18 protein-coding genes are annotated in these 19,744 nt (G+C 65.2%); 11 read left to right on the plus strand and 7 right to left on the minus strand.

Annotation, left to right across the window (positions count from 1 at the left end; genetic code table 11):
- Positions 1 to 39 precede the first annotated feature (39 nt).
- Complete coding sequence (locus tag HCU76_RS00880) at positions 40 to 768, minus strand: ABC transporter ATP-binding protein (RefSeq protein ID WP_218508184.1); 729 nt, start codon at positions 766 to 768, stop codon at positions 40 to 42.
- Complete coding sequence (locus HCU76_RS00885) at positions 761 to 1,516, minus strand: ABC transporter ATP-binding protein (RefSeq protein WP_218508185.1); 756 nt, start codon at positions 1,514 to 1,516, stop codon at positions 761 to 763. The genes HCU76_RS00880 and HCU76_RS00885 overlap by 8 nt, the downstream gene beginning before the upstream one ends.
- Before the next feature lie 221 nt (positions 1,517 to 1,737).
- On the opposite strand from HCU76_RS00885, the gene hisD reads away from it, so the two are divergent.
- From hisD to HCU76_RS00900, 3 genes are all read left to right on the plus strand, one after another.
- A complete protein-coding gene (gene hisD / locus HCU76_RS00890; RefSeq protein ID WP_218508186.1) occupies positions 1,738 to 3,060 on the plus strand; it encodes a histidinol dehydrogenase in 1,323 nt (440 codons plus the stop codon).
- A 5-nt stretch (positions 3,061 to 3,065) separates the two neighbouring features.
- Positions 3,066 to 3,833 (plus strand): SDR family NAD(P)-dependent oxidoreductase, encoded by a 768-nt coding sequence (locus HCU76_RS00895; protein ID WP_218508187.1) that lies wholly within the window; start codon positions 3,066 to 3,068, stop codon positions 3,831 to 3,833.
- 103 nt (positions 3,834 to 3,936) lie between these two features.
- Entirely contained in the window at positions 3,937 to 4,902 is a 966-nt protein-coding gene (locus HCU76_RS00900) for a tripartite tricarboxylate transporter substrate binding protein (RefSeq protein ID WP_218508188.1), read from the plus strand.
- 40 nt (positions 4,903 to 4,942) lie between these two features.
- Here HCU76_RS00900 and HCU76_RS00905 read toward each other — a convergent pair whose 3' ends face one another.
- From HCU76_RS00905 to HCU76_RS00920, 4 genes are all read right to left on the minus strand, one after another.
- Positions 4,943 to 5,908, minus strand: a complete 966-nt coding sequence (locus HCU76_RS00905; protein WP_218508189.1) for a 3-hydroxyacyl-CoA dehydrogenase — start codon at positions 5,906 to 5,908, stop codon at positions 4,943 to 4,945.
- Positions 5,909 to 6,143: 235 nt separating this feature from the next.
- Positions 6,144 to 7,562, minus strand: a complete 1,419-nt coding sequence (locus tag HCU76_RS00910) for an LLM class flavin-dependent oxidoreductase (protein WP_218508190.1) — start codon at positions 7,560 to 7,562, stop codon at positions 6,144 to 6,146.
- 34 nt (positions 7,563 to 7,596) lie between these two features.
- Positions 7,597 to 7,908, minus strand: coding sequence for a DUF4387 domain-containing protein (locus HCU76_RS00915; protein WP_213955275.1), 312 nt, complete (start codon positions 7,906 to 7,908; stop codon positions 7,597 to 7,599).
- Positions 7,905 to 9,308, minus strand: coding sequence for an acyclic terpene utilization AtuA family protein (locus tag HCU76_RS00920; protein ID WP_213955276.1), 1,404 nt, complete (start codon positions 9,306 to 9,308; stop codon positions 7,905 to 7,907). The genes HCU76_RS00915 and HCU76_RS00920 overlap by 4 nt, the downstream gene beginning before the upstream one ends.
- Before the next feature lie 79 nt (positions 9,309 to 9,387).
- On the opposite strand from HCU76_RS00920, the gene HCU76_RS00925 reads away from it, so the two are divergent.
- The 4 genes from HCU76_RS00925 to HCU76_RS00940 all read left to right on the plus strand — a co-directional run bounded on the left by HCU76_RS00925 (position 9,388) and on the right by HCU76_RS00940 (position 13,980).
- Positions 9,388 to 10,404 carry a LysR substrate-binding domain-containing protein gene (locus tag HCU76_RS00925; protein ID WP_213955277.1) on the plus strand — a complete coding sequence of 339 codons (1,017 nt, stop codon included), beginning with the start codon at positions 9,388 to 9,390 and terminating at the stop codon, positions 10,402 to 10,404.
- Positions 10,405 to 10,471: 67 nt separating this feature from the next.
- Entirely contained in the window at positions 10,472 to 11,455 is a 984-nt protein-coding gene (locus HCU76_RS00930) for a flavin reductase (protein WP_218508191.1), read from the plus strand.
- Between the two features lie 733 nt (positions 11,456 to 12,188).
- Positions 12,189 to 13,478, plus strand: coding sequence for an AAA family ATPase (locus HCU76_RS00935; RefSeq protein ID WP_213955279.1), 1,290 nt, complete (start codon positions 12,189 to 12,191; stop codon positions 13,476 to 13,478).
- The gene (locus HCU76_RS00940; RefSeq protein ID WP_213955280.1) at positions 13,471 to 13,980 is read left to right on the plus strand and encodes a hypothetical protein; all 510 of its coding nucleotides are present in this window, start codon (positions 13,471 to 13,473) and stop codon (positions 13,978 to 13,980) included. The genes HCU76_RS00935 and HCU76_RS00940 overlap by 8 nt, the downstream gene beginning before the upstream one ends.
- A gap of 398 nt (positions 13,981 to 14,378) precedes the next feature.
- Here HCU76_RS00940 and argH read toward each other — a convergent pair whose 3' ends face one another.
- Positions 14,379 to 15,776: an argininosuccinate lyase gene (argH, locus tag HCU76_RS00945; RefSeq protein WP_218508192.1), complete on the minus strand. Its 1,398-nt coding sequence runs from the start codon at positions 15,774 to 15,776 to the stop codon at positions 14,379 to 14,381.
- 46 nt (positions 15,777 to 15,822) lie between these two features.
- Between argH and HCU76_RS00950 the strand changes: the two genes are divergently transcribed.
- From HCU76_RS00950 to HCU76_RS00965, 4 genes are all read left to right on the plus strand, one after another.
- On the plus strand, positions 15,823 to 16,911 hold the full coding sequence (locus HCU76_RS00950; protein WP_218508193.1) for a sensor histidine kinase: 1,089 nt from the start codon (positions 15,823 to 15,825) through the stop codon (positions 16,909 to 16,911).
- Positions 16,912 to 16,925: 14 nt separating this feature from the next.
- Positions 16,926 to 17,675, plus strand: a complete 750-nt coding sequence (locus HCU76_RS00955) for a LytTR family DNA-binding domain-containing protein (protein ID WP_218508194.1) — start codon at positions 16,926 to 16,928, stop codon at positions 17,673 to 17,675.
- Positions 17,672 to 18,898 (plus strand): AI-2E family transporter, encoded by a 1,227-nt coding sequence (locus HCU76_RS00960; RefSeq protein WP_213955284.1) that lies wholly within the window; start codon positions 17,672 to 17,674, stop codon positions 18,896 to 18,898. Before HCU76_RS00955 ends, HCU76_RS00960 begins: the two co-directional genes overlap by 4 nt.
- A gap of 106 nt (positions 18,899 to 19,004) precedes the next feature.
- Positions 19,005 to 19,586: a putative colanic acid biosynthesis acetyltransferase gene (locus tag HCU76_RS00965; RefSeq protein WP_345944671.1), complete on the plus strand. Its 582-nt coding sequence runs from the start codon at positions 19,005 to 19,007 to the stop codon at positions 19,584 to 19,586.
- Positions 19,587 to 19,744 lie beyond the last annotated feature (158 nt).

Genomic DNA, 19,744 nt, shown 5'->3' on the forward strand with positions numbered 1-19,744 from the left:
CCGTGTCTAGGTTTGTTGATCGCAAGGGATTCGGGTGGCTCAAACGCCCAGCCACTGGTGCAGTTCATCGGCGCGCTGCGCCACTTCGGTCTTGTCCAGCACGGCCTTCACGCGGCCGTGCTCGATGAAGTAGTGCCGGTCCGCCAGGCCGGCGGCAAAGCGGAAGTTCTGCTCGACCAGCACGATCGTGAAGCCGCGCTCCTTCAGCAACCGAAGCACGCGGCCGAGCGACTGCACGATGACCGGCGCCAGTCCCTCGGTGATCTCGTCGAGCAACAGCAGGTTGGCGCCGGTCCGAAGGATGCGTGCCAGCGCCAGCATCTGCTGCTCGCCGCCGGACAGTCGCGTGCCGGGGCTGTGGCGCCGCTCCAGCAGGTTGGGGAACATCTGGTAGATCTCGGCCGTGCTCATCCCGCCGTCCTGCAGCACCGGCGGCAGCAGCAGGTTCTCCTCGGTCGACAGCGACGCGAAGATGGCCCGTTCTTCCGGGCAGTAGCCCACGCCCAGCGGGGCCAAGCGATGCGGCGCCATGGCGATGGTCTCGGTGCCGTTGACCACGATGGAGCCGCGCCGTTCGCCCACCATGCCCATGATGGATTTCAGCGTGCTGGATCGGCCGGCGCCGTTGCGGCCCAGCAGCGTGACCAGTTCGCCGCGGCGCACTTCGAGGTCGACGCCGTGCAGCACATGCGATTCGCCGTACCAGGCATGCAGGCCGCGGATGAGCAGGGGGACGGCGGCGTCCTGCCGTGAGGTCGGCCTAGACATCTTCCGTGACTCCCACATACGCTTCCAGGACCTGCGGATTGCGCGACACCACGTCGTACGGCCCCTCGGCCAGCACGGAGCCGCGCTGCATCACGGTGATGGTGTCCGACAGCGTCGACACCACGCCCAGGTTGTGTTCCACCATCACGATGGTCCGGCTCGCCGCCACCTTGCGGATCAGTTCGGTGACGGTGTCGATGTCCTCATGGCCCATCCCGGCGGTCGGCTCGTCGAGCAGCATCAGTTCGGGGTCCATCGCCAGGGTGGTGGCGATCTCCAGCGCGCGCTTGCGGCCGTAGGCCAGGTTGACGGTGGAGGCGTCGGCAAAGCTGGCCAGGTCCACGTCGTCGAGCAGTTGTATCGCAGCCGCATCGAGCTTGCGCAGGCATCGTTCGGACCGCCAGAACTGGGTCGCCAGGCCGGCCTTGCGCTGCAGCGCGACGCGCACGTTCTCGAGCACCGTCAGCTGGGGGAACACCGCCGAGATCTGGAAGGAGCGCACGATGCCCTGGCGTGCGATCTGGCCCGCGTTGTGGTTCGTGATGTCCTTGCCGTTGAAGTGAATGGTCCCGCTGCTGGGTGGCAGGAACTTCGTCAGCAGGTTGAACAGCGTGGTCTTGCCGGCGCCGTTCGGGCCGATGACGGCGTGGATCGTGCCGCGCCTGACGCGCAGGGCCACGTCGCTCACGGCGGCGAATCCCTTGAACTGCTTGGACAGTCCTTTCGTCTCGAGGATCAGGTCGTCCATGGCTTTAGCGAAGGGCGACTGTTGTCGGACGCGAGTAGCAGGGCTGGGGCCTTGCAGGCAGGCTGTATCGCATGGGTGTGTCTCCGTTCGTTCTCCAGCCGGTTTGCGCTGGTGGGGAAAGTGTGAAATCGCCTGACGTCGCTCGCAACCGATAGCTGATATGCGCGAATCGCAGCGTGATGGCCGGTTCAATCGGGGCCATCAACCAAAAGGAGATACCCATGATTCGCTACCTCAAGCGCGGACGCGATGTCCAGGCCCGCGCAGACGACGACGCCAAGGTCCGCGGCACCGTCGAGACCATCATTCGCGACATCGAGACGCGCGGCGACGAGGCCGTGCGCGAGTACAGCAGGAAGTTCGACAACTGGGATCCGGCCGACTTCAGGCTGTCGCAGGCGAACATCGAGAAGGCGATCAACAGCCTGTCGGCACGCGAACTCGAGGACATCCGCTTCGCTCAGATGCAGGTGCGCAACTTCGCGCAGATCCAGCGCAACTCGATGCTCGACGTCGAAGTCGAGACCCGCCCCGGTGTCTTTCTCGGTCACCGCCACATCCCGATCAACGCGGTCGGCTGCTACATCCCGGGCGGCAAGTACCCGCTGCTCGCATCCGCCCACATGAGCGTGCTCACCGCCAAGGTCGCGGGCGTAAAGCGCGTGGTGGCAACGGCGCCGCCGTTCCACGGCGAACCGCATCCGGCGATCGTGGCAGCGATGCACCTTGCGGGCGCCGACGAGATCCTGGTGCTCGGCGGCGTGCAGGCGGTCGTCGCCATGGCCGTCGGCACGCCCAGCATCGCGCCGGTCGACATGCTGGTCGGCCCGGGAAACATGTTCGTGGCCGAGGCCAAGCGGCAGCTTTTCGGCCGGGTCGGCATCGACCTGTTCGCAGGCCCGACGGAGACCCTGGTGATTGCCGATGACTCGGTCGACGGCGAACTCTGCGCGGTCGACCTGTTGGGCCAGGCGGAGCACGGGCTGACCACGCCCGCCGTGCTGCTGACCACGAGCGAAACGCTGGCCCGCGCCACCATGGCCGAAGTCGAGCGCCAGCTGAAGATCCTGCCGACCGCCGAGATTGCAGCACGCAGCTGGGCCGACTTCGGCGAGGTCATCGTGTGCGACACCGACGCGGAGATGCTGCAGAAGGCCGACGAGATCGCGTCGGAGCACGTGCAGGTCATGACCCGCGACCCGGACTACTTCCTGAACAACATGACCAACTACGGCGCGTTGTTCCTCGGCCCGCGCACCAACGTCGCTTTCGGCGACAAGGTGATCGGCACCAACCACACCTTGCCCACGAACAAGGCGGCCCGCTACACGGGCGGCCTGTGGGTCGGCAAGTTCCTGAAGACCTGCACCTTCCAGCGCGTCGTGACCGACGAGGCCAGCGCCACCATCGGCGAATACTGCTCGCGCCTGTGCCACATGGAGAACTTCGCGGGCCATGGCGAGCAGGCCAACATCCGCGTGCGACGCTATGGCACGCGTGCCGAGGTGCCGTGGTACGAACCGGTCCCGGCGCTGGCGGCATGACAGCCATGCCGGCCTTGCCGACGTTCGGCGGCTTCCGGCTCGAGGGCAAGCGCGCGCTGGTCACCGGCGCGGGCCGGGGCCTGGGACTGGCCGCTGCGGCGGCGCTGGCCCATGCGGGGGCGGAGGTCACGCTTGCGGCGCGCTCGCAGGTCGAGCTGGAGGCTGGCTGTGCCACCATTCGCGCGGGCGGCGGCAAGGCCGAATTCATCGTGCTCGACGTCACCGATTCCAGCGCGGTCGGCCGGGAAATCCGGTCGCGTCCGCCGTTCCATGTCCTCGTCAATAACGCGGGAATGAACCGGCCGAAGTTGCTCGTCGACACGCAGGACGAGGATATCGACGCGGTGTTCGCGCTGAACGTGAAGGCCACGTTCTACGTGACCCGTGAAGTCGCGCGTTCGCTGCAGGCCGCGGGGCAGGCGGGCTCCGTCATCAACGTCTCTTCGCAGATGGGCCATGTGGGCAGTCCGCGACGAACGCTGTACTGTGCGACCAAGCATGCGGTCGAAGGCATGAGCAAGGCGTTGGCGTGGGAGCTGGGGCCGGCAGGTATCCGAGTCAACACGCTGTGCCCAACCTTCATCGAGACGGCCCTCACCGCGCCGATGTTCGAGGACCTCGCGTTCCGCCGCTTCGTGGTCGACCGGATCGCGCTCGGTCGCCTTGGCCGGATCGACGAGGTCATGGGTCCGATCGTGTTCCTGGCGAGCGATGCGTCCAGCCTCATGACCGGCAGCGCCCTGATGCTGGACGGCGGGTGGACGGCGGCCTGACGCATATCAGGTATCGACACACCACTGCAGACAAGTGCAGATACTCATTCAAGCGTGTGCGATAGCGCACACAGGCGCTCATCCAACGGAGACAAGCAAAGACATGAAAAACCTCAAGACCGCCATTGCCTCGGCAATGCTCCTGCTCGCCACGGTGGCACACGGCCAGGCGTACCCGAACAAGACCATCAAGCTCATCGTGCCGTATTCGCCGGGCGGTGCGGCGGACCTCTCCGCGCGTTGGCTGGCCGAGGGGCTGACGCAGCAATTCAAGTACACGATCATCGTCGAGAACCACCCGGGCGCTGCCGGCAACATCGGCACGCGCGCGGTGGCCGCCGCCAAGCCCGACGGCTACACGCTGCTGCTGGGCTATGACGGCACCCTGACCATCAACCCCTCGGTGTATCCCAACGTCGGCTTCGACACGCTGAAGGACTTCGTGCCCGTCAGCAAGATCGCCGATTCCACGCTGCTGCTGGTCGCCAACAACAACCTGCCGGCGAAGGACGTGAAGGAGATGATCGCGCTCGCCAAGGCCAAGCCGGGCTATCTCGACTACGCCACTACGGGCGTGGGCAGCACGCCTCATGCGGCGGGCGAGATGATGAACATCCAGTACGGCATCGACCTGCGCCACATTCCCTATGCGGGCGGCGCGCCGGCGATGACGGCCGTCATGGGCGACCACGTCAAGATGGTCTACACGGCGGTGGCAACCGCGTATCCCTTCGTGGTGTCGGGCAAGGTGAAGGCGCTGGGCGTTTCCGCCCCCAAGCGAGCCGCCGCGCTGCCGAACGTGCCCACCTTCAGCGAATCCGGCGTGCCGGGCTTCGACCTCAACTCTTGGTTCGGCATCCTGGCGCCGGCGGGCACGCCCAAGCAGATCGTCGACCAGTTGCAGGGCGCCATCAAGACCGTGGTCGAGACGCCGTCCTACCGGGACCGCTACATTGCCGCCGGACTGGAGCCCGTGGGCAATACATCCGAGCAGTTCACAGGCCAGATCAAGGCCGACCTGACGCGCTGGGATGCCATCGTCAAGAAGGCAAAGATCAGCGCCAACTGAGAACTCGCAGGATCCGCTTTCAATGCGGATCCTGCGGCGCTCAACCTTCCGGATGCGTGCTGCGGCGCGCAGCGGCGAAGGCCATCAAGCGCTCATCGCGCCAGGCGCGGCGCGATTCCAGATCCCCATGTCCAAGATGCACGCGGCGCTGCGTTTCCACCTGCTTGATCAAGGCCTCGTCCCACGGCTGTTCGTGCTGGCGTGACGCTGCGATGCGCTGGTAGAGCGGCCCCAGCCGCACCGCGTAGTCGGCCACGCCGCCCGGCGCATTCAGGTCGATCGTCTCGAAAGGGCCCATGAAGGACCAGCGCCAACCGAGGCCGTCGCGCACCGTCTTGTCGATGTCCTCGCAGCTGGCAACACCTTCGGCGACCAGCGCCCAGGCCTCGCGCAACAGCACGGCCTGGAGGCGATTCAACACGAAACCCTCGACCTCCTTGCGCACATGCACCACCGTCTGGCCCACCGCCTTCATCAGCGCCTCGGCGAATTCGACGGTGGCAGCGGAGGTCTCTGGCGAAGGCACCAGTTCGACCACCGGCACCAGGTACGGCGGGTTGACCGGATGCACGATCAGGATGCGCGGCGAGAGCGACAGCCCCAGCGCAAACGCCGATCCGGGGATGCCCGAAGTGGAGCTGCCCACGATCAGGTCGGGCGAGGCGATCGCGTCGAGGTCGATCATCAGTTGCCGTTTCACGTCCACGCGTTCCAGCACGGACTCCTGCACGTAGGCGACGCCTTCGACGGCCTCGGCCAACGTCGATGCCGTGGTGATGCGCGAGAGGATCGTGGCGGGTTCTTCCTCGATCAGGCCGTGGCGATGCAGTCCGGCCAATTGCCCTTCGATGAGCGGAATCGACTTGCGGGTGATCTCGGGATTGGCGTCGAACACCTTCACCTTCAGTCCGGCGCGGGCGTAGACCACGGCCCAGCCTGCGCCAACGAGACCGGCGCCGACGATGGCGACCGTTTTGCTGGCGCCGGGTTGTTGAATGTCCTTCATGTCGTCTTGCTCCTGGGGGGTGTTTCTATCGAGTCATGCACAGTGTCATGGCGGCTGGCCTGATGCGGCTGAGCCGCGGGGCCGTGCATGACTTGTCGGTAAAAAAATAGGCCCCGCCAACAGCCGCGAGCGCTCGAAGCGTTGCGGCTGTTGATGGGGCGTGAGGGGCCAGGTCGCGACCTGGCCGGCTGGGCGTTCGACGCCCCGCTCTACGGGAAGGCAGGGGCGCACGACTTCATGCGGCAGCAACCGCCTTGACACCCTTGTCCGCCGCCGCCTTCGATTCCGGCCCGCTGAGGCGCTTCCAGTCGCCGCTTTTCGGCGCTTCCAGGCCGAGATGGCCGCGCAGCGTGGTCGTCTCGTATTCCGTGCGGACCAGTCCACGGCGCTGCAACTCCGGCACCACCATGCGCACGAAGTCCTCGTAGCTGCCGGGCATGTGGGTGGGCGAGAGCACGAAGCCGTCGCAACCGCCTTCGGTGAACCACTTCTCCATCTCGTCGGCCACCGTCTTCGGCGAACCGATGAACACGTTGAACTCGTTCACCCGGGCGCGTTTGGAGAAGTCCACGAAGTCGCGCACCGACGGATTCTTCTTGCCCGACAGCGTGACGACGCGGTCGCGGAAGGTCTGCCAGCCCGAGATGGCGGCCATGTCCTCATCGGAGAAGGGCTCGTCCATGTCGCGGGTGGCGAAGTCGGTGTTGAGCACTTCGCAGATCAGCGCCAGGCCGTCGATGGGTTGGGCCAGCGAGTCGATGTACTCGAATTTCTTGCGGGCGATCTCGTCGGTCTCGCCGACCACCACGTGGCAGGCGGTCGCGATGCGCACCTTGGCCGGGTCGCGGCCGGCCTCGGCGATGGCGCCCTTCATCTCGGCGTACTGCTTCCTGGCCATGGCCAGGTTGGGATAGACCACGAAGATCAGCTCGCCCCAGCGCGCCGCGAAGGCGCGGCCGCGGCCGCTCTGCCCGGCCTGGATCAGCACCGGCTGACCTTGCACCGAGCGCGGCACGGTGAACGGCCCGCGCGAATTGAAGAAGTCGCCGCGATGGTCGAGGCGCTTGACCTTGTCGGGGTGCGCGAACTCGCCGGTCTCCTTGTCGTTGACCAGCGCGCCCTCCTGCCAGGTGTCCCAGTGGCCCAGCGTGGTCTCCAGGAACTCGTCGGCGCGGTCGTAGCGCAGGTCGTGTTCCAGGTGCTCGGCGTGGCCGAAGTTGGCGGCTTCCGAATCGTTGAGCGAAGTGACCACGTTCCATGCAGCGCGTCCTTTGCTCATGAGGTCGAAGGTCGCGAAGGTGCGGGCCACGTGGTACGGCTCGTAGTAGGTGGTGGAGTAGGTTGCGCCCAGGCCGAGCCGGGTGGTCACCGCGGCCATGGCCGACAGCACCACCAGCGGGTCGAGCTTGATCGCACGCACGCCGGCCGCCACCGTCTGCGCATGGTCGCCGGAGTAGATGTCGGGCATGGCCAGCCGGTCGTCGAAGAAAGCCATGTCGAACATGCCCTGTTCCAGCACGCGCGCGATGTTCTGGTAGTACTCGGGCGTGAGGTAGCCGGGGTCGGTGGCGACATGGCGCCAACTGCCGGGGTAGGTCGAACAGTTCTGCGCCTGCATGAAACCGATGAGGCTGATCTTGCGGTCTTGGGTCATTGGGTTGTCTCCTTGGTAGTCGATGGGCGGCGCTTCAGTCGGGGATGTCGACTTCGAGCAACGGCGCGTGTTGCTGCGCGCCGTAGACGTCGCTGTCGCCGAAGGCGCCGGCCGGGATCAAACGGGGCAGCGTCGCCTTGAAGGCGCGTGCCGGGGCATAGGGCATGAACAGCACCTGCGACTCCTCCACGCGGTAGAGCCTGGCGAACAGCGCGGCATTGAGGATGCCGGTGGACTGCACCCGCTCGAACAGTTCGTCGGAGCCGAAGATGACGTCGATGGTCAGCTCGAAGGGGCCGGCGTTCTTGCTCTTGCAGACGCTGGCGAGGTCTCGGATGCGGGTCATGCTTGCATGCCTTTCACGTGGGCGTGTTCGATCGGGAACAGGTGGTAGGGGTCTTCCGCGTCGACGATGTGATAGACGCTGAACTCGTAGGACGCGCCCAGTTCCACGTCGGCCGGCGAGAAGGGGATGCCCATGTTTCCTTCCTTGCACAAGCGCCCCGGAAAGTCGGCATGCAGGATGGTGGTGCGCGAGATGGCGATCACCGCATTCGCCACTTCCTGCGTCGGCGCCATCGCCTCCAGAATGAAGCTGAGCTCATGAGCCGTGGTGGTGGTGACCGTCTCGCGCTCGCCCATCACGCCGTTGAGGCCGTAGCAGCGGATCGCCAGCTTGTAGCCGCCTTCGGGCACGCCGAAGTTGCGGGTCTTCTCGTCGACGATCGCACGCACCCGCACCAGGTAGTCGTCGATGTCGCGGATCAGCACCGGATCGCGGGTGGCGCACATGGCGATGGCGCGATAGCCGACACGCTCGACGCCTTCCATCTTGATGGTGTAGACGTCCGCTGGCTTCCATTGCATGCCGCTGACCCGCACGATGCGGTCAGTCAGTTGCTCGAACTTGCAGGCGGAGGTGTCCAGCATGCCGCCGGGTTCGTGGTGGTGGATCGCGCTGGGGTTCTCGTGCAGCGCGAAATTGGCCACCGACAGGCGGGTGCAGGCCTGCTCAGGATTGGTCGGCTCCAGGTCCACATGGTCCTCGAACACGCGTGCCAGCAGGCAGCCGTCGCGCTTGGGCGCGGCCGGCTCGGCGCCGCATTCGAGCATCTTGCCGGCGTACCAGGCCACGGCCGGCGGAAGGCCGCCGCGCAGCACGCCGGCGGCCCAGGGGGCGGGGTCGGTGCTGCGCCCGGCCAGGATGACCTGGGCGCCGTCGTCCAGCGCACGGATGTAGGGCTCTGGGCCCATCAGGCCCACGATGCGCTCGGCGCGGTCGACCTGTTCGTCCGTCAGCGGCGGGCGCTTGGAGGCGGACTTCACCTTGCCGTCTGCCAGTTGGCGCTTGATGAATCCGGGGTCTTGTTCGGCATGGATCAGCGCGAGCTTGAAGTCGAGCTTTTCCTCGCGGGCGATTTCCCGCACCAGTTCGGCCATGAACTGCAGGTGCGGTTCGCCACCGGCGCCGCCCGCCGTGCTGATCAATACCGGGATGCCGCGTGGAACGGCCGCCAGCAGCATCAGTCGGGTGTCCCGCTTGATGGACAGGCGTGAGCAGAAGGCCTTGCCTGCCCCGAGGTAGTAGGGACCGGGATCGGTGCTGCCGGCGTCCGCGCCGATGAGGTCGGGGTCGCGGGCCATGCCGGCCTGCAACGCGGATTCGGGGAAGCCGTAGCCGAGGATGGAAGTCACCGACAGCAGTCGGACTTCCTTCGGTAAATTCGTGTCTCTCGTTGTGTTCATGGCTCGAAGTTCTTGTATGGGAGCGGCAACTATCTGTCGATGGGGTGGGGCGCGACAACGGATAACAGGTATGCGTCCGATGCCGAAAATCGCCCGCAGGCCCTACCATGCGGGCCAGGACCAACACCCGAAGGCCGCAATGGACCTGCGCCAACTCCGCTACTTCATCGCCATCGCCTCCGCCGAGAGCCTGTCGCGGGCATCGGTCTCTGTCGGCGTCACGCAGTCGGCGCTGACCCGGCAACTGCAACTGCTGGAGGAGGAGTTGGGGCTGCCCTTGTTGCGCCGCACCGGGCATGGGGTCACGCTGACCGAGGCCGGGGAGCGCTTCCTCGGCTCGGCCACCGACATCGTGGATCGCGCGGACGTCGCCGTGCGCGACATGCAGGCCTTGCGCAAGACCACTGCGGGCAGCGTGGTGCTGGGCATCCCGCCGATGCTGGCGGAGACGCTGCTGGTGCCGCTCGTGGCGCGCTTCAGGCAGGACTTCCCGGAGGTGTCGCTGCGCGTGCGCGACGCCATCAGCGGCTACGTCCTCGAATGGCTGATCACCGGCCAGGTCGATGTGGCGGTGGTCTACAACGCGCCCAAGCGGGCCAAGCTGGCGCTGGAGACGCTGTTCGAGGACGAGCTGATGCTGGTCGGCGCCGCCGGGCAGGGCGCGCTGCAGTCGGACGAGCCCATCGACCTGGCCGAGGCCTTGAAGTTGCCGCTGGTGCTGCCCAGTCCCCTGCACGGCCTGCGAGACGTGATCGATTCGGCGGCGGCGCTGATCTCGGTGCAACCGAACATCGCGTTGGAGGTCGAGGGCATCCATTCCCTCATCCGCTTCGCCGAGGAAGGCTATGCGTACACCTTCCTGCCCTTCGGTTCGGTGTCGTACCACGTGTCGCAAGGCTTGCTGGGTGCGCGACCCATCGTCAACCCGACCGTGCCCAGCGTGCTGTCGGTGGCCATGTCGACCAAACGGCCCGCGACCAAGGCCATGAAGCAGTTGTTCCGCTACATCCGCGAGGACGTCGACCGCCTGCTGGAGACCGAGGTCTGGCAGCTTCGCAAGCCGCCATCGGAGCCGCCCGCGACCGATCCGCGATAACTGCTATGCGCTTCTCTTTCGGGGGCTGCTCCTAGACTTTCCAGGACCGATCCCCTGGAGACAAGACATGAGCACAACGCAACAAGACCCCACCGCCAAGAGCTTCCGACACGCCCTCGGCTGCTTCCCGACCGGCGTCGCCGTCATCACCACGTCCGATGCGCAGGACCAGCCCGTCGGACTGACCTGCAACTCCTTCAGCTCCGTTTCGCTGGACCCGCCGCTGGTGCTCTGGAGCCTGCGCAACAACAGCAAGTCGATCGACATCTTCCGGCAGACCGAGCAGTTCACGATCAACGTGCTGTCGCACCGGCAGGACGGCTTGTCCGGTCGTTTCGCGAGCAGCAGCAAGACCATGGCCGAAAAGTTCGACGGCGTGCCTTACGCCGCGGGCTGGGGCGGCTCGCCGGTGCTCGACGATTGCATCGCCAACTTCCAGTGCAGCGTGTTCGCCCGGCACGAGGCGGGGGACCACGTCGTCTTCATCGGCCAGGTGCAGGACTTCGAGCAGAGCAGCGACGAGGATGCGCTGGTCTTCTACAAGGGCGCCTACATGATGCTGGCTCAGTCGCTGCGGGCGCTTGCGGTCAAGAGCAACGATTCAGAGGCGGAACTGGTGCAGGCGCGTGCGGCCGTGCATGTCAGCCTGGTTCGGCTGGCCTGCGAAGCCGCGCAGCCGGCGGACTTCGAGGCCATCGAGCAGAACCTTCGTGCGCTGGACCTCTACGCCGCGGATGGCGACATGGTGCATCGAACGGAGGCTGCCATCACCTTCTTCAAGCAACTGACGACGGCGGCGCACAACGAGATGCTGGCCGTGGTTGCGCAGTCGCTGACCACCATCCTCGAGTACACGGTGTCGGAGCACCTCGCCCGTTCGCAAGCGCCAACCATCTATCTGCCGGCCCTGACGCCATTGCGCTGGCAGGTGTTGTCATGCCTGCGCGCGCGGGATGCGGATGGCGCTGCTGCAGCCATGTCGGAATACTTCGGATTGGTGGCCTCGTCGCGGGCGGCGGCGGCGATGGCGCTCAGCACGGTGGACGCGTAGTCGCTGGGGCGGTCCAGTCGGAACGTCCACCTGGGTACCTGAAGCGACTGTTCGCGCACGCTTCGGAGTCCGCCCGGCATGCGGTGCGCACCGGGCGGCTTCACTGTGCCGGCCGCTTCGCGGCTCCCCTGCAGTGCTCGCGTTCGGCGGGGTCCACATGAACTCGCTTCGCTCAAACAGCATGTGGCCCTGATCCGCCAAACGCTGCGCGCTTCGGCGGCACAGAGGCGGCGCCCAGCGCGCACCGCATGCCGGGCTCCAGGGGTGTTTGTTCGTACAAATCCAATGTATGACTGCTCCTTCGCGTGCCAACGGAATGAAGCGTTCGAGCGCAGCAGGTGAAGGGTGCCTGCGCAACGTATCGGTCATGGCAGAGAGCACGCTGCTGGACAGCAATTCGGTCCCTCGCCGCACGCATCGACCGACAACCTGAACTGATGATGGCGTGTCCCGATCGCAAAAACTCCAGTTAAAGCGACCCCTTTGAGAGAGGCAACGCAACAAGACATTCTCGATACGACTGGCGATCGGAAGTCTGACATATCCCGCCGCTCTCCGACTTGCCCCTTCTTGTCGTTCTAAGCGTTCAACCACCGTGCAACGCCATGCTGTGCTGCATGTTAATGCGAGCCTCCAAGTAGACTTGCCTGATCCACCAGCCGTTGATATCGGCATTCGCGCTCTGCGATAAAGGCGTGCGGCCTGCTGAACGAGCAAACTAAGTCGAAATACCATGATCACGAAGCTTGAACTTGAGGACTGGAAGAGCTACGAACGTTCAGAACTTCAGCTTGACCCACTAACGGTGATCATTGGCACTAACGCCAGCGGGAAATCCAACGCGCTAGACGCCTTGGCCTTTCTGAATCGAATTGCTGGGGGTGCATTGCTAACGTCTGCACTACAGGGAGACGGGGCGTTGTCGGCCCTGCGGGGTGGCGTGGAGTGGGCTGCGCGGCGACCAGGCTCCCTCTTTGCCCTTTCCGCCGTATGCCGTGCTGACGAATTGACGGACTATCACTATCGACTGGAATGTCGTATCGCCGATTCGCGTTGCGAAGTTGCTGCTGAGCAGCTATTCCGCACGAGGTATCGGCCAGGTAAGGATGGCAGGCGACGATCAGCTGTGGGAACCATTAAGCTCTTTCGCACTGATCCGTGCGCTGAGTCTGCTCCTACGATAGTCGCTCGTCTTTATAACGAGAAGCAGGGCACACGTCGCGAACTAGGTAGGACCCAGCCGCTCCTTTTTCAATTGGTCGGCCAAAAGCTTCGGCAGGAAATTCAGGACGGGATTGGCGAAGTGGTGGGTTCGCTGCGCGAGATATTCATCCTAGATCCGATCCCTTCCCATATGCGCGGGTACTCGCCGCTTGCAGACAAACTAGACTCTGATGCCAAGAATATCGCGGGGGTCATTGCCGCTCTGCCCGCACCCAAGCAGCAAGAAATTGAAGAGGTACTGACCCGTTACGCCAGCAAACTCCCTGAACGCGACATTCAACGTGTGTACGCGGAGACCGTCGGCAAGTTTAATTCCGATGCAATGTTGTACAGCGAAGAGAACTGGATTGGGCACGGTGCGCCGCCGACTGTCGATGCCCGTGGAATGTCAGACGGCACGTTGCGTTTCCTGGCGATACTGACCGCGCTGCTGACGCGCCCGGCAGGTAGCCTACTTGTTATCGAAGAGGTGGACAACGGCCTACATCCGTCAAGGGCGAACATGCTGCTCGACGTGCTTAAGACCGTTGGAGCGCAAAGAAAGGTCGACGTCCTAGCCACCACGCACAATCCCGCTCTTCTTGATGCGATGGGGCCAAGTATGGTCGCGTTCATCACCGTGGCTCACCGTGATGCAAGGACCGGCAACAGCGAACTCACTCTTCTGGAAGACATTAAACAGCTGCCGAAACTTCTCGCTCAAGGAACTCTCGGGCGCCTGTCCAGTAAGGGCCTGATTGAAAAATCATTTCAACAGGCATTCGATTTTGCTGAGTCGGTAGAGAACAGCAATGGCTAGCCGCGTGCTGGTATTGGATACGTCGGTCCTCTGCTGTTGGCTGCGGGTACCCGGAAAGGACACCGCAGGTCCGGCTGCCGATCTTTGGGATCATGCACGGATCGATGCTCTATTGAAGGCTGAAGAAGCACAGGGAAGTACGTTCGTGCTGCCGATCGCGACCTTGATCGAAACTGGCAACCACATTGCCCAGTGCACTGGCGACCGGTTTGCGCTTGCGTCCAAGTTGGGCCAGCATCTTGCCGCAGCTGCGGATTCCAAAAGCCCGTGGGCCGCATTCAGCGAACAATCGGTGCTTTGGGATACAGATGCGCTTCGGTCTCTCGCGAACGATTGGCCACCACTTGCAGCCGCGTCAATGAGCATCGGCGACGCGACTATCAAGGCCGTTGCCGAGTACTACGCAACTGCTCGCTTTCATGTGCAAATATTGACTGCCGACGAGGGACTCAAGGCGTACGAGCCGACCAAGCCGATCGTGCAACCCCGACGGAGGGTGTGAGGTCTGTAGCCGTCACTGGCTCGCTTGCCGTTTCCCTTGGGTCATCGCCCATCACCGATTTCTCGTCCCGACGAGCGGCCGCGCGTTCGAGCAAAGTGAACTGGCCGGCCGGTTGACTTTGCGTTGCGGGGCATACCGACCTTCGATCAACTAAGCCCGGTATGCCGAGCGCGATGGGCGCCGCCTCTGTGCCGCCGAGGAGCACAGTCGTTCGCGGATCAGGGCTGGCGATTGTCTGAGCGGAGCGCAGCGTAGCGAGTTCGAGCCAGACCCCGCGAATGACGAGCACCGCAGGGGAGCCCCGAAGGGGCCGGCACAGTGAAGGCGACCAGCGCGCTTGGCATGCCGGGCGCTCTCCGCAGTGGGAACGAAATCGCCCCCTGCAACCAACAAGCGAACTACCCCAACCGCTGACGATGCCGCGCAATCTGCGCCCGCACCTGCGCCGGCGCCGTCCCACCCAGCGTGTTGCGCGCATTCAGCGAGCCGCGCAGGCTCAGCACCTCGTACACGTCCTTCTCGATCTTCGGATTGAACTCCTGCAGCACCTTCAGCGGCAGTTCCGACAAATCGACGTTGTGCGAGATCGCGGCCTTCACGGCATGCGCCACGGCCTCGTGCGCGTCGCGGAAGGGCAGGCCCTTCTTCACCATGTAGTCGGCCAAGTCGGTCGCTGTGGCATAGCCGCGCAGCGCGGCCTTTTCCATCGCTTCGGGCTTGACCGTGATGCCGCCGACCATCTCGGCAAAGATGCGCAGCGTGTCCTTCAGCGTATCGACCGTGTCGAACAGCGGCTCCTTGTCCTCCTGGTTGTCCTTGTTGTAGGCCAGCGGCTGGCCCTTCATCAAGGTGATCAGGCCCATCAGGTTACCGACCACGCGACCGGTCTTGCCGCGTGCCAGTTCGGGCACGTCCGGATTCTTCTTCTGCGGCATGATCGAACTGCCGGTCGTGAAGCGGTCGGCGATCTGGATGAAGCTGAAGTTCTGGCTCATCCAGAGGATCAGTTCCTCGCTGAAGCGGCTGATGTGGATCATGGCCAACGAAGCGGCCGAGGTGAATTCGATCGCGAAATCGCGGTCGCTCACCGCATCGAGGCTGTTCTGGCAGACGCCGTCCATGCCCAGTGTCTTCGCGACCATTTCGCGGTCCAGCGGATAGCTCGTGCCAGCCAGCGCCGCGGCGCCCAGCGGCAGGCGGTTCAGGCGCTTGCGCACGTCGGCCATGCGTTCGGCGTCGCGTGCGAACATCTCGACATAGGCCAGCATGTGGTGCCCGAAGCTCACCGGCTGGGCCACCTGCAGATGCGTGAAGCCTGGCAGGATCACTTCGACGTTCTTGTCGGCGATGTCGACCAGCGCCTTCTGCAGGTCGCCCAGCAGGTCGGTGATCAGGTCGATCTCGCCGCGCAACCACAGGCGCACGTCGGTTGCTACCTGGTCGTTGCGGCTGCGGCCGGTGTGCAAGCGCTTACCGGCATCGCCGACCAGCTGGGTCAGGCGCGCCTCGATGTTGAGGTGGACGTCTTCCAGGTCCAGCTTCCACTCGAACTTGCCGGCTTCGATCTCTTCACGAATCTGCTTCATCCCGCGTTCGATTGCGGCGTGGTCCTGCGCGCTGATGATCTTCTTTGCGGCGAGCATGCCGGCATGCGCCAGCGAACCCTCGATATCCGCCTGCCAAAGGCGTTGGTCAAAGCCGACACTGGAGGTGTAGCGTTTGACCAGGTCGCTCATCGGTTCGGAGAACAGGGCGGACCAGGCTTCGGATTTCTTGTCGAGTTGGTTTTGGGTCATGGCGGGCAGGTGGAGGCAATAATGGTTGTCACGCCATGTATCAGTGATGCGCAACCTGTCGATTTTATCGGCCGCACCTTCGGCCAGCCCAACGGCGGCCCCTTCGAGCGGGTCTTCGCCGCAAAGTCGCGCGCCCGCGGTGCCGCGCGTGGTGCTGTTCGACGCCTGCCAGGTGGGCACGGTTTTCCGGGTGGTGCTGTTCGTGGAGGCGGTGGTCGCGGTGGGCGCCATGTTCGTGGCGACGAGCCCGCAGGAATGGCTCGGGTTGCTTGCAACGATCACCGGAGGGGCCTTGCCGGGCTCGTTGCTCTGGTTGATCCTGGCGTGCTCCTTGAAGAAACTGCTGGCCCGCTTGCCGCGGCTTGCCCAGTATTCGATCGGCTTGTTGCTGGGTGCGCTGTCGGCGCTTTACGGCTGCGGGCTGCTGCGGCTGACGGGCGTGCTGCCGGTGGCGCCGTGGCTTGCGAGCGGCCTGGCCGGCACCCTGTTGGCGGGCGTCGCGATCACGGTACTGGTCCTGCGCGCCCGTGGCCGCACGCCGGCGGCCACCACGGCGCGGCTCGAGGAACTGCAGGCCCGCATTCGCCCGCACTTCCTCTTCAATACGCTCAACTCCGCCATCGCCTTGGTACGCGAGGAGCCTGCCAAGGCCGAGACCATGCTGGAAGACCTGGCCGAACTCTTCCGCCGCGCGCTGGCCGACCCGAACGAGGCCGTGACGCTGGCCGACGAGATTGCCCTGGCCGAGCGCTACCTTGCCATCGAGCAGGTGCGCTTCGGCGAACGCCTTCGCATCAACTGGCAGATCGACCCCAACGCAAGCGGGGCGAAACTGCCCCCGCTGCTGCTGCAGCCGCTGGTGGAGAACGCCGTGAAGCATGGCGTGGAGCCCAGCCCCGAGGGCGCCACGCTGCGCATCCGGACCGAGCGGCGCGGCGGCATGGTGGTGATCGAGGTCATCAACAGCCTGCCGCCATTGCGGTGGGCCGACGAACCGTTGCCGCGCGGCCACGGCATCGCGCTGGCGAATGTGCGCGACCGGCTGCGGCTGTTGCACGATGTGCAGGCGCAGTTTCGAGCGGGCGTGGATCAGGGGAGCTACAGGGTGCGAATAGACATCCCGGCCAAGTCATGAAGGGCAATTGATTGATGAGCGCGTTGCGTACCTTGATCGTCGATGATGAACCGCTGGCGCGCTCGCGCCTGCGCACCTTGCTGGCCGAATGCGACGCGCCGGCCGCCGATGTGATCGGCGAGGCCGCGCAGGCCAAGGAAGCGGAACAGCGCCTCGAAGAGTCGCCCACCGACCTCGTGCTGCTCGACATCCACATGCCGGGCGTCGATGGCACCGAGTTCGCGCGGCTGTTGCGCAATCGGGCCGATGCGCCGGCCATCGTCTTCGTGACGGCGCATGCGGGACACGCGGTCACCGCCTTCGAACTGGACGCGGTCGATTACCTTACCAAGCCGGTGCGCGCCGAGCGCCTGCAGCAGGCGCTGCAGAAAGCCGAGCGCTACCTCAAGGAAAAGCGGGCCGCGCTGCCGGACCCGAACGAAGAGGTGTTCCTGATCCAGGACCGCGGCCGGGCCGAACGGGTGCCGGTGGCGGAGGTCGTGTATCTCAAGTCCGAGTTCAAGTACCTCACGGTGCGCACGCCCTCGCGCAGCCACATCTATGACGCCAGCCTGGCCGAGATCGAGGAGCGCTACCCCGACCGGTTCGTGCGCGTCCACCGCAATGCGCTGGTCGCGCGCTCGGCGATGCGGGCGCTGGAGAAATACGACGACGGCGAGGACATCGACGGCTGGGCGCTGCGGCTGCGCGGCATTGCCGAGCCGGTGGTGGTGTCGCGGCGGCAACTGGCGGTGGTGCGCGACGCGCTCAAGGACTTGCGATGAGCGCACTGCCGGTGCCGGAGCGCCCCGGGCCGTCCGTGAAGGCGGATCCTGCAGAGGAGCCCTTGCCCAATCTCATCGAGTCGCTCGAATCAGTCGAGCCGATCGAGCCTGCGCAGGATCGGATCATGCTGCACATGCCGGTCGACGTTCGCAGCGCGTCGCTGGTCGTGCTGGTCGTGCTGGCAACGGTTTTCACGCTGCACTGGGCTTCGGCCGTGTTCATCCCGCTCATGCTGAGCCTGCTGCTGACCTATGCGCTGGCGCCTGTGGTCGAGCGGCTGGCGCGCTGGCATGTGCACCGAGCCTTGGGAGCCGGACTGGTGTTGCTGGCCATCGGGGGCGCGTTCGGCGCCACGGTCTATTCGCTGGCGGACAGCGCGGGTGAATTGCTGGATTCGCTCCCGGTCGCCGCCCAGAAGCTGCGCCTGGCGGTGCGCCCGCATGGCCCGGTACGCCCGGGCACGCTCGACAACGTGCAGCAGGCCGCGACACAGCTCGAGCAGGCCGCCAGCGAGAGTTCGGCCAAGACTGCGGCCCAGAGGGGCGTAGCGCGGGTCGTGGTCGAAAAGCCGGCGATCAATGTGCGCGACTACCTGTTGACCGGCACGCTGGGCATTCTGGGCGCGGCAGGGCAGCTCACGCTGGTGGCCTTCCTGACCTTCTTTGCGCTCGCCTCGGGCGACACATTCCGCCGCAAGCTGGTCAAGATCACCGGGCCCAGCCTGCAAAAGAAGAAGATCACCGTGCATGTGCTGGACGACATCACCGGCCATATCGAGCGCTATCTGCTGGTGCAGATCCTCACCAGTGCCATCGTGGGCGTGGCGACCTGGCTGTCGTTCTGGGCCCTTGGCATGCAGAACGCGGCCGTGTGGGGAATCATCGCCGCGGTGACCAATCTCATTCCGTACATCGGCTCGATCATCATGATGGCGCTGTCGGCGCTGGTCGCATTCATGCAGTTCAACACGGTCGACATGGCATTGCTGGTAGGCGGCATCTCGCTGGTGATCCACACCCTGGTCGGCAACCTGCTGACGCCTTGGCTCACCAGCCGCAGCAGCAGCATGAACGCCGTGGCGGTGTTCGTGGGCGTGATCTTCTGGGGCTGGCTGTGGGGCGTGTGGGGACTGCTGCTCGGCATCCCGATCATGATGGTCGTGAAGGCGGTGTGCGACCGGGTCGAAGATTTGCAACCGCTCGGCGAAATACTTGGCGACTGACCCTTCGGCTATGCCGGTTGGTCGCTGGCGCCGTGCAGGAGATTGCGCAAACAATAGGCCTTCCTGAACCTTCGAACTACACCCGGTCTTCCTGGCCTCCCTTCCCGTGACCATTCTTGACGCCCGCAAATCGGGGCTCGCCAACGGCGGCCCGAGTTTCTCCCTTGGCAACCGGTTGCTGCGCGCGGTCTGGATTCCGGTCTGGCGACTGGGCGCCGGCTGGACGCCGCGCCAGTTGCACCCCTGGCGCCGCTTTCTGCTGCGTGCCTTCGGGGCCAGGATGGCGCCCGGCAGCGACGTGCGCGGCAGCGCCAAGGTCTGGTATCCGGCCAATCTCGAAATGCACGAGGGCGCGATCATCGGGCCCGGCGTGAACGTCTATTCGATGGGCACGATCACCGTCGGGCGCAAGGCGCTGGTTTCGCAAGGCGCTCACCTGTGCGCCGGCACCCACGACTTCGACACGCCCTTGTTCCAGCTGGAGGCCAAGCCCATCACCATCGGCGCCCACGCCTGGGTCGCGGCCGAGGCCTTCGTCGGCCCGGGCGCGCGCATCGGTGAAGGGGCGGTGGTCGGTGCGCGCGCCGTTGTGTTCGGCAAGCTGGAACCCTGGACTGTGTATTCGGGCAATCCGGCGCGGCCAATCCGCCAGCGGCGGCGCTTCGCCGACGAGACGGCGCAGTCCTGATCTCTTGAGTCGATGTGGCTTCGCCATCCCGGCTGAATCCCCCGCGGGGGCGGGCCGGGCACCGCCCGGTCTTGGGGGCCTCTCAAGCCTGAATTTGGCGCCGATGCGTTCGGCGCCCGATGTAGACGAGGCCGCAGTCCAGATCTGGCCCCACGAGG

The sequence above is a fragment of the Variovorax sp. dw_308 genome, assembly GCF_019207085.1.
In the GTDB taxonomy this organism is placed as follows: domain Bacteria; phylum Pseudomonadota; class Gammaproteobacteria; order Burkholderiales; family Burkholderiaceae_C; genus Variovorax.